The following is a 4214-nucleotide window of genomic DNA, read 5'->3' as shown; positions in this document are numbered from 1 at the left end:
GAGGAAGAACCAATTTTCACTTGACAAATACAGCAACTGTCCGTTTCTTAATAATTCTCGTCGTAAGCTCTCTATGGAAGGATGCTGATATACTACACCAACCAAGATTGAATTCCACATTGCCCTTACGGGAAAATCATCTCGTCCTTTTCCTCTCTCTTTTTCTAGTACCTACATTAAATCTTCATCAGGCATATATTCGAGCACTAAACGTAATCTTTCTAAATCTCCTAAATTTTCAATTTCACTCCAGACAAAAAACGTTTGTTTTGGTATAATAGCCATAGATGAAAACTCCTTTCTTTTTATATTGATTTTAGGCGTTTGCAAAACGCCATAACCCGCATAAATGCGGGAGCTTTTTTTCATAAAATAATATAACTCCTCACCGATTTATGGTAAAATTGAAGTACCAAGCATCAAATCTACCAAAACCCGAAAGGAGTTATATAAATATGATACCACATAAACAGCTTTCTTTGGCAGATATTTATTCTGACTGTAAAACTTTTTTTGAATCTGATAAACCTAAATTTCTTTCATTGCTTGAAAATACCATTAATCTTGATGAGTTTATTCCTATTTCTTTTTACCATAATTTTTATGCTTCTACTGGAAGACCTCGGGAATACAAGCTTCATTCAATGTTATGGGCTTTAATTATTCAGAGAATATTCTCTATTCCCACTGACACCCTCTTAATTACTTTCCTTAAATATTCTAGTGATTTAAGAGAGTTTTGTGGGTTTAGGAAAGTTCCCGATGGTTCTAAATTTACCCGTTTTAAACAAGATTTCTTAATGGATTTACAAACTGTATTTGATAATCTTGTTGATGTTACTGAGCCAATATGCCAAGAGATCGACCAGTTTAAAGCTTCTATGACCATCTTTGATACTTCAGGAATCGAAGCTTTTGTTACTGAAAATAATCCTAAATATGCTAACAGGATTATTAAACAGCTAAAAGCTTTTAAAAAATCTCAAGGCCTTGATGATTCTTATGATCCATATAAAGCTGCATATGGATCTATGCCTACACATGCTGCTTGTAATCCTGAAATTAAACAGCTTTATATTAATGGACATTTTTGTTATGTTTATAAGTTTGGCATGGTTACCAATGGTCTCGGCATTGTAAGGGATATTTCTTTTTACAATAAAGATTTTTTAGAATCTCATCCTGAAATCATTATTGATAAAAAATCTGATTCACCTGATGAAGATAAATCTCTTCATGATGCTAAAGCAGTTATCCCTGTTTTAAAAGATTTTTTTAACAAACATCCTACTATTAAACCAAGTGTTTTTATTGGTGATGCTGCATTTGATGCTACTAATATTTACAAAGATTTACTTACTGATTTAAAGTTTGATAAAGCATATATTCCTTTAAATCGCCGTTCCTCTTTAAAACATCCAGACTATACCTTAAATGAATTTGGAATACCTTGTTGTCCACATGATTCAACTCTTCCAATGAAGCCAGAAGGTAATACTTCTCATTTAAGGTGTGGAATTAAAACATTTAAGTTTGTATGTCCTAAAATGAAATGGACTAAATGTGATGACGGTAAATATCGAAGACGTCACTTTTGTGACAATCCCTGTACTTCATCGCCTTGTGGAAGAATGATCTACATTTATCCTGAAAAGGATCTTCGTGCTTACCCAGGTACTCTTCGTGATACAGAAGAATGGGATAAAGTTTATAAAATCCGTTCAGTAGTAGAACAGTCCATAAATCATTTTAAAGAAAGTTTCTGTATCGCTGGACGTAAAACCCAAAATGAGAAAACCATTCATGCCGATTTACTACTAGCAGGCATCACACAATTAATTACTGTTGTCCTTGCTGATAAAATACATAAGCATGAATACATCAGAAGTTTAAAACCATTAATTGCTTAGGTATTTATTTTAGATATTCATTTTTCTAGAAATTTGATACCTTTATTTTGTGTACCCTTTTTTAAGGACAATTTTAGTTCTGGCTAAACTTTCACTTAGATTCCACTTTCTATTCTTGAAACTTATTTTTGAAGGATCTATATCCCTATTATTCAGTTTTTAAAAAGAGTTTCGCAATTACTTATATATTGATTTACCAATTATTATATAATAAAAAAACGGGAGTTTTCATCTATTTTTTAGGCCTTATTTTGTTTGGGGTGAATTTTAAGGTTTCTAATTATCCACAACCTTCAAACATGCATTGTATCGTATGATTTTGGGAGAAAGTTATTTTTTGTCTGTCTCCAAAGGTTTATCTGTCAGTGTTTGCTAACATCGCAATTAGCTCATGATAGTTTTTTTATTATAGCAAAAATTTATATAACCACCATCAATGAAAGCAACATTTCTTCTTGGAATAATATAAGCGTTTTGTTTGTCATCTTCTGATGACAAACAAAACATCTGACTCTCTTAAATTTCATGTATATCTATTATTTCCTTTATAGATTCAAATTCATCACCACTATATACAGCTTCATCTAAATATTCTACTTCACCAATTTGATTGTCGTAAGGATCAGATCTTAAAAAATTCTTTTTAGGCAAAAATTCGTATTGAAATGCAGAGTTTGCAACCATTCTAAAAGGATCAAGATTGCCGAAATAAAAGTTCCACCTCTTACCATTATTATTTCTATAAGCACTTCCTCCAAAAGATAAATCTGCAAAAAGCCATCCATAAGGTTCAACATAAAATTGTGCCCAATCATGGCATCCTATAGAGTATGGATTTACATAAAGTCCTGATTGCCATCTTGCAGGGATGCCTGCAATTCTGCACAGTGTGATAAATAAAAGTGCCTGAACTCCACAGTCTCCTTTTAGATTATATGCTGCATATTCAGGAATACTTAGTATTGCTACATATGGTCTTACATAAGAATACTGTACATTTTTTGTGATATAATCATATATTTTTCTAGCCTTCCTCAAAGGATTTGTTTCATTTCCTACTATTTCTTTTGCTAAATCAACTAAAAATGGTGTAAAAGCTATATGAGGCAACCATTCTTCGGTATAAAATTTGGGCTGCACATCTGATACTTTCTCATAGTCTAGCTCTGTATATTTTACATGATTTTCATAAGAATATTCTACAGTAAACACATCTTCTCCCTTTACCTTTTCCTCAAAATATATAGTTCTTTGAGGATAGGTTTCTAAAGATATAACCTTTGGCTTATGAGAAGTATTTAATATCTTGATATTCCTTATTTGAATTGCATTTTGAGGTATAGGTAAATGCACCCTTACAGTTTCATTAATCCTTGAACCTTCTTTTTTAAGCTTAACGCCTGTTTTTACATGTATAAAATATCTTTTTTCTCCTTTTTCTATCATGTCATCTACTATTTCATCTAAAAGCATACTTCTTTTATCGTTATTATCCTGATTTATAAGCCTCTGTTTTGATACCTTTGATATATTTTCCAAAAACATTAAGTGAAACATCACTTTACCATCTATATATATCCAATCTGCATATCTTTGATCTTTTAAATTATCTAATTCTTCCTTGGTAAAATCCTTTATTTTTTCTTGAGCCATTTTTAATGCATCATCATAAGTATATATATATTCTTTTTTAAGTATTTCCATCCTGTGCCTTTCAAAATCTAGCCTTTCTTTCAGCATAATTGAAATATTCCTATCCATGTAAATACCTATCAGTTTATTTGCTCTCTTAAAATCCCCATATGTTACTAATTTTTTTACGTCCTCTGGCAAATCTGCAACTAAATGCTTTAATCTATTCACAATTACCACCTCACATATTTATTTATAATAAAATATTTTAACCCAAATATTATATTACCAAATTATCAAATATTGAATTTTCAATACTTATAGAGATTATTCATATATCAAATTTGAGTAAATTTATATTAAAAATGATAAAGCTCTCATGATTTCAAAATAATCATTTGCTTCAAACAATATGCTCTTTGGTGAATTCTGTATTGCTCCAGGATAAAAAGAATTTTTATAAGCATTACCATGAAAATTATACCTTATCTCTATGCTAAAGTTCTTTGGTAATTCTAGCTTATTTTTACCTAGGTCTCCCTTTAAAGCTTCTTTCATCCCATTTTTTATTAATTCTAAAGCTTTATTAGGGTGGATATTTATAGTTGAAGCTCCTTTACCTTCTTTTACAGGTACTGTTATGATATTTTCATTAAATTTTTTTACTTGATC

2 protein-coding genes and 1 pseudogene are annotated in these 4214 nt (G+C 30.5%); 1 reads left to right on the top strand and 2 read right to left on the bottom strand.

The window, feature by feature from the left end:
• Positions 1-455 precede the first annotated feature (455 nt).
• Positions 456-1821 (top strand): annotated as a pseudogene (locus VK998_RS08280) (transposase).
• 605 nt (positions 1822-2426) lie between these two features.
• Here VK998_RS08280 and VK998_RS08275 read toward each other — a convergent pair.
• Together VK998_RS08275 and VK998_RS08270 are read right to left on the bottom strand one after the other, a co-directional pair.
• A complete protein-coding gene (locus VK998_RS08275; RefSeq protein ID WP_325227535.1) occupies positions 2427-3773 on the bottom strand; it encodes a transglutaminase-like domain-containing protein in 1347 nt (448 codons plus the stop codon).
• A gap of 123 nt (positions 3774-3896) precedes the next feature.
• Positions 3897-4214 (bottom strand): M55 family metallopeptidase (locus VK998_RS08270; protein WP_325227533.1); only part of this gene is annotated, 318 nt, incomplete at its 5' end.

It is taken from the genome of Schnuerera sp. (genome assembly GCF_035459645.1).
Taxonomy (GTDB): Bacteria; Bacillota; Clostridia; order Tissierellales; family Tepidimicrobiaceae; genus Schnuerera.
The sequence above is the reverse complement of the archived record's forward strand: the minus strand, read 5'-3'. Positions and strand labels throughout refer to the sequence as shown.